The organism is Bartonella sp. MR110HLJHH (assembly GCF_042194225.1).
GTDB classification, from domain to species: domain Bacteria; phylum Pseudomonadota; class Alphaproteobacteria; order Rhizobiales; family Rhizobiaceae; genus Bartonella; species Bartonella grahamii.
In genome coordinates this window covers 1-5,814 of sequence record NZ_JBHIMQ010000029.1, presented here as the reverse complement: position 1 = coordinate 5,814, position 5,814 = coordinate 1, and the positions used below count along the sequence as shown (strand labels likewise).

General features: G+C 45.1%; 2 protein-coding genes and 2 pseudogenes. All 4 read right to left on the bottom strand.

Features of this window, described 5'->3' with window-relative positions; genetic code table 11:
- Positions 1-684: pseudogene (locus tag ACFIKB_RS08730) on the bottom strand (phage tail protein); the annotation flags it as partial.
- A 188-nt stretch (positions 685-872) separates the two neighbouring features.
- Positions 873-2,258, bottom strand: coding sequence for a Bgr_08870 family protein (locus ACFIKB_RS08725; protein WP_375653350.1), 1,386 nt, complete (start codon positions 2,256-2,258; stop codon positions 873-875).
- A 13-nt stretch (positions 2,259-2,271) separates the two neighbouring features.
- The gene (locus ACFIKB_RS08720) at positions 2,272-5,415 is read right to left on the bottom strand and encodes a DUF4815 domain-containing protein (protein WP_375653347.1); all 3,144 of its coding nucleotides are present in this window, start codon (positions 5,413-5,415) and stop codon (positions 2,272-2,274) included.
- Between the two features lies 1 nt (position 5,416).
- Positions 5,417-5,608 (bottom strand): annotated as a pseudogene (locus ACFIKB_RS08715) (phage tail protein); the annotation flags it as partial.
- Between the last annotated feature and the right edge of the window lie 206 nt (positions 5,609-5,814).

Here is a 5,814-nt window from a genome sequence, read left to right as displayed (position 1 = left end):
GGGAGACCAAAAAACACCGCCCCTTTGCTTATCACGTTTGATAAACATGGCGGCAGCAAAGGGACTTGCCGGTTTAACACTCCAACCACCCTCACTATTTGCCACCCGTACAAAGGGGTCAATCAAATAACAAAAGCGTGAGGAAAAATCTGCACGATAGGCAAGGCTTTCTTCCGTGTTTTTACCACCCGTATCAAAAACCGCAATCGCTTGTAGCTTTTCTGCCACCTGTTCCAAGGCATCCGCCACGGGGTTTTTGCCATTATCAATCCGCCCTGCACTATAAGCTGGTGCCAGTAAAATGCCAGGTTCCACCCCTAAATGCCCTCTAGCGTGTTTTAGCGCATGCACACCGGTCAGGTGAGCGTTTGATCCCACCATCTCAGTTTGTGTCTCAGCAATGGTTGATTTTTCTTCCACACGCACAAGGATAATTTGTGCCTCAATCCCTTGCGCACACACGGCGTTAATCACATCAAGAGCCGTGCCTCTTGCCCCAAGCTTTTGGATTTTCTCACCCTCATGCGTAAAGAGAAGAACAGGCTCGTTGAGGGGAAAAACTTGGTTGTCAGCATCAGGGGCTGTGACAACCGCCCCAATGGCGGTCTGATCAAATGTTGCTAAGGGACGGGAATCCTTACCAGCCTCTACAATGCGAATCCCATGATTAAATTCTGTTGCCATTTTGCTCTCCAAATCAATGAAGAGACCATAACAAGCATCACCATGCTCCATAAGCCTGACACTGTCAGTCAAAAAGCCCTTTAAAAGGGCTTTGAAAGAGCGATAAAAGGACTTAAAAACATATAAGCCTGCTTATAGAACAGCTATCCATTTGACTTCTGTCATATCTTGGTTACTTGTGCATCCATTTATTCTTTCCATAATCTTATAAGAACGGCACCATCAGCACCAGCACCACTTGAAGAAGAATCAGAGTGAGCACCAGCACCGCCACCACCAAAACCACGCCCTGCTTTTCCCGAACTATAGGAACCTTTGCCTAGTCCTCCAGCGCCACCACGTGATGTATCACCTCCAGCATCGCCTCCATTCCCACTTGTTTTACTCGTAATTCCATTCGTTCCAGCATAACCATTTCCGCCTTTGGCGATTCCTAGATGTTCGTCTGTTGCTAAACCAAAGTTTCCACCTGTACCTCCAGCGCCACCAGTACCTGAATAGAAGGTAGTCGTACTACCACCAAATCCCGTGTGAGATTGATAGGCAGAAACACCCCCACCCCCCTTTCCTCCTGTAGCGGTAATAAAATTCTTTCCAACGGCTGTTATTCCTCCAGACTTACCTGTTACAGTCCTCCCTGAAACAGAATCTCCTCCTTTACCAATAGCGATATTCTCATGACCCTTTAAACTCGCTTTATAACCATACCATACCGTACAACCGCCACCGCCGCCACCGCCTCCTAAGTAATAAGAATAACCACCCCCACCACTGCCGCCGCCACCCCATGCTTGGATTTCGACTTTTGTGTTATCCGTTACCCAGTCTGGCCATTGAATTTTTCCATCTTGCGTATACAGTAATTCAGCATCAGCAAGAGCCGGCCAATTCGTGATTTTATCGGTCAAATCTTTTTTAAGACTCTTTATTTGTGACAAAATGGCGGCATCCACTTGCGCTTTCGTATAAACAAGATCTCCATCGACTTTTAAAGGTCCTTTAAGCAAGCTACCACTCGCACTTAAGTTTGTGACCACTTCACCATTATGGGTGAGATTAAACGACGAATTACCCAACAGTTCTAAACCACCATTTATAGTAACTTTACTGGTAAATTTATTATAACTTTGCCATTCATTTGGGCTTGCTAGGCGCCCATAGCTTGTGAGATCTTCATTAAGCTTGACTCTAAATTTATCGAGCCCCACAATATCTTCAATCTTATGTTGATGAGAGCCAAGCAAAGATACAGCACTGCCAAAGGTGAAGTTATTATTGCTTGATTTATAGAGAACATAATTATTTGCGGCATCTTTTGCGCCTTCGATATCGCTTAAATCAGCAAATGAGAAGGTTTTATCCGCTGCCATTTTGCCATTGAGGGCTGTTTCAAGATCTGCAACATCACTTATGCTATGCGTGTGTTTTGAAGGTGCTTTTTCGTCTACCTTTTCCTCAATATCAACAATGGCTTGATCAATTTTGGTCAAGTTTTCCCGCAAGATTGGGAATTCAGAACTGATAAAGCGTCCTTCTTTAGGCAATTCCATGTCGAGTTTTTTGGTTTTGGTCATCTCTGTTCTCCCATCACAATATACCGGCGCCAAAATCACTCACCATTGACCGTGCCGCCGGTCCACCAGTAAGCGTGAGTTTGAGGCGCGCTTGTTTGGCTGTTTTATCACCACTGATAAATTTGCGCTCTGTCCAAAGGGGCTCGGCAAGTTGCTCTGTTTCCTCTAATGTGAGAGGAACAAAAGCACCATCATCCAGTTGCATCTCGAGTGTAAAGGTTGCACCGCCCGGTAAAAAGGTTTTGATATAACTGGTCAGCCTTGCCTTTTCTCCAAAGGAAAAAGCACGGGTGACATAAGTGGCTGTTTTATGGATCTTTCCTGCAATCAATTGAACAGGAGCAAACAAGACGGGTGAAAGCTTTTCGGTGCCTTTGAGAATAGCGCGAAGCTTTACCTTTTCACTGATATATTCAGTAAGGCTTAGCAATTGAAAGGGAAGGAGTTGATAAACCGTGCCATTGTTTCGTTCAATTTCAAAGATGACAGAACAATCGCTTGAAGGCAATTCAATGGCTGCGCGTATTTGCAAATCAGAACAATCAACAAGGTCAAAAGTGCCTAAGTCTACGACTTTTTCTGTTTGTGTGTAGCGGGCTGCCAACACACGAAAGGCTAAAGCCTCATCTTGATGGGCGGTCCATGTCTGCGCATTGACAGAAGAAAAGCGTGGACCGGTCACGTAAGGGTGGCTCGAGACGTATCTCTGGTGTTCTGCATCAAAATCCCCAAGCTTTGCTAAAGAGACAGAATGATCAGCATCATCGGTTTTAATGACAAAAGCTGTTAAGCGGTCATCCATCACAAGGAGTGGTACATCATAGCGTGCCTCTGCCCAACCTAGCTTTGCGCCCTTCATAGAATAAAAGCTTTGCGCTTGAATATCGGCGGTCGGATAACCGTTTTCTGTGGTGACCAAATCAATCACCAAATCATGGTTTTGATTACCGATTTTGCAAAGATGAAAGTCAATACCGGTGATTTGCCGTGTTTCATCGGGGGTAAAAACTTGCGCTTGTGGGTCTACTTGCGTCCATATCTTCACCGTTGTGGTGCGCCGCATGGCTTTCACATCAATCACACCTTGACCGGTAAAAAGCCCCGTTGCAATTGTTCCACCTCTGCCTCGTGCCACAACATTTTTTGTGCCAGCAGTGATATTTTTAGGAATCTTAAAAGTGCCCTCAATGGCGCCATAAGAATCGGCAAAAAGGGGATAATTCGGCAAGACATTCACACCATCAAAAGTGAGGCTTTCTAATTGTTCCCACTTGCCAAGACCTTCAATTTTGAAGGAAAGGGTAATTTGTCTCAAAAAATCGATTTGCTCTTGGGTTGCACTCACCAAATCATCACTGATTTCTGTTTTACGAACGCTTCTCCCACGGTTCCAGCCCATGTTCAGTTGATTGGTCACGCTTGAGAGCCAATCGGTGCGCTGTTTATGCCAAAAGTCTGTCGCGGGTTCAAGGGTTACTGTACCAGGCAGGGGTGCAAAATTTTGATAGGGGTTGATTTTTTCGCAAGCCGTTGTCAACTCTTGCGCAATGATCACTTCATTTGTCCAGTCAAGCGTGACAGGCGCTTTTAAAGGAGCAGTATAGAATGTTGGGTCAATAGCAAGCTGCAAAATGCCGTTGCCTACAGCCCCCGTTTGTTGAAAGCCTTCATCTCTGTAAGAGTCATCTAGAAAAGGGTCAGCGAACATGCCTTTTTTGGCGACAGGTTCTTTAGAGTCCACATTGCTTTTAATACGCTCTAACTGCATGAGACGGTCAAGCGAAAGCACCCGTTGAAAATAGCGCCACATCTCATCATAGGGGGCAACACGCGTTCCATCATTGACCACAACCGGCGTTTCAAGCCAATTGTTGGTGATCGTTGCAAGGGACAACACATCATCAGGGACACTGGGTGCCATAGGTTGGTCTGATGAAATGCCTTTGATGTAAACCACATTGCCCCCTGTGTTGAGACCTATACGGTCAATGCGGGGTAATTTGTAAGTGTAACTGACGATAATATCACCACCTTGCGCCCCACCTGAGACTGTGATTTCCTGCTCTGTTACTTTATCAGCGGTGATTTTTGCACGATAGCGATAAGTCACCTTATAGCTGCTGCCCGGTAAAGGTTCGTCTCCCACGGGTGCCCAATCAATGGTGTCTCCGGTTTTTTTAAAATCTGTGCCTTCTTTAAATTCCTTGCTTCCTTGAACGACTTTAATAAAAGAGGTGATGCTTTTATCAGGAACACCATCACGCCCAGCGGCAACTGCACCACGGGTGACGTTAACGGTTTTTTCTTTTGTCAACAAAAGAGACTGAATATCAGCAATAGGAAAATAATAGGGTTTAAAAGTGAAACTTGTTTTCCCTTTTTGGGGCGCAAAAATATGCGTTTCGCTTGGAACAACGCTTGTCGAAAAACCCTCTGGCTCTTCATGACGCAAAGCAGCAAGGCGTTTGCGTTTAAAGCCATTGATATTGGCTTCTCCTTCTTGAATACTAAACACTTGGCAACCATTATTTGCTCCCAATGCGCTTACACGGCAGCCACTCACGATATAATGCCCATGAGCGCGGTCGTACGTCGCAATAGCTTGCATGGCGGGTTCAAGCAATGATGGGGATTTTTGATCAATCAGAACACCATCTTGTAAGATATAAACGGGAAAGAAAGTGCCACTTTGCGCATCCTCTTTCAGTGCCCAAACAAGCTTTGCTGTTTCGCGGGCGGCACCGGGCTCTCCTTCTGCCAAGGTGCCAGGGACTTGCCCCAACAGCTCTGGATCATCCTCATGGGTTATCCATTTTTTTTGTAGTTTCACACCAATTTCCAAGCGCCCAATCATGGAAACATTGTTGAGTACAGCTTCAGAGACCGGAAAGATATCACCGGCAATATAAATCTTGCCATCCGTTAACGTGACAGTCCTTGTCTCTTTATTGACAAAAGCATCCGCCCATTCAACACGGTCTCCTTCTTGTGCCACAAGGCGCCCCAAACGGTCATGCCGTCCCCTTATAATGGTTTGAACTTCATTCAGTTCACCACTTTGAATAAAAGGACGCGTGCCATAAAAGACAACGCTTTGTTGTTCCTCTTTGCCTACCGATCTGTCAATTGCAAAGGGTAAACCACTTTCATGCTTCATGTTAAAACCTCAATAAAATTTTGAATTGTTCGCGAACATCGGCACGCAAAGGAATATTGACCGGTGTTTTAAGAATTTCTACACCACCACACAGTTCATCAGCCCCTAACCAAAGTTTGCCAACCGCTATGTTTTCTGCGGGGGTAGCGTGAACGAGAATGGAAACAAAAGCTGCTTGTTTCCCGTCAACATCGTACAAGATATTGATTTATAATGATAATTCACTGTTTTGTATGTTGAGTGAGAGTCCCGAATAACGTAAGATTCTCTCATTTCAAATCTGTTTATCTTGAATCAATCAAAACCACTATTTGCACATAACAAGTGGGATGAGCGTGTGGATCAAATTTGTATAAGAAAGGACTAAAAATGGCTCTTATGAACCGTCTTAATGCAAGG

Bases quoted from the DNA above. Each gene is read 5' to 3' on its own strand.
- ACFIKB_RS08725 (WP_375653350.1), bottom strand. From the start codon at position 2,258: ATGACCAAAACCAAAAAACTCGACATGGAATTGCCTAAAGAAGGACGC.
- ACFIKB_RS08720 (WP_375653347.1), bottom strand. From the start codon at position 5,415: ATGAAGCATGAAAGTGGTTTACCCTTTGCAATTGACAGATCGGTAGGC.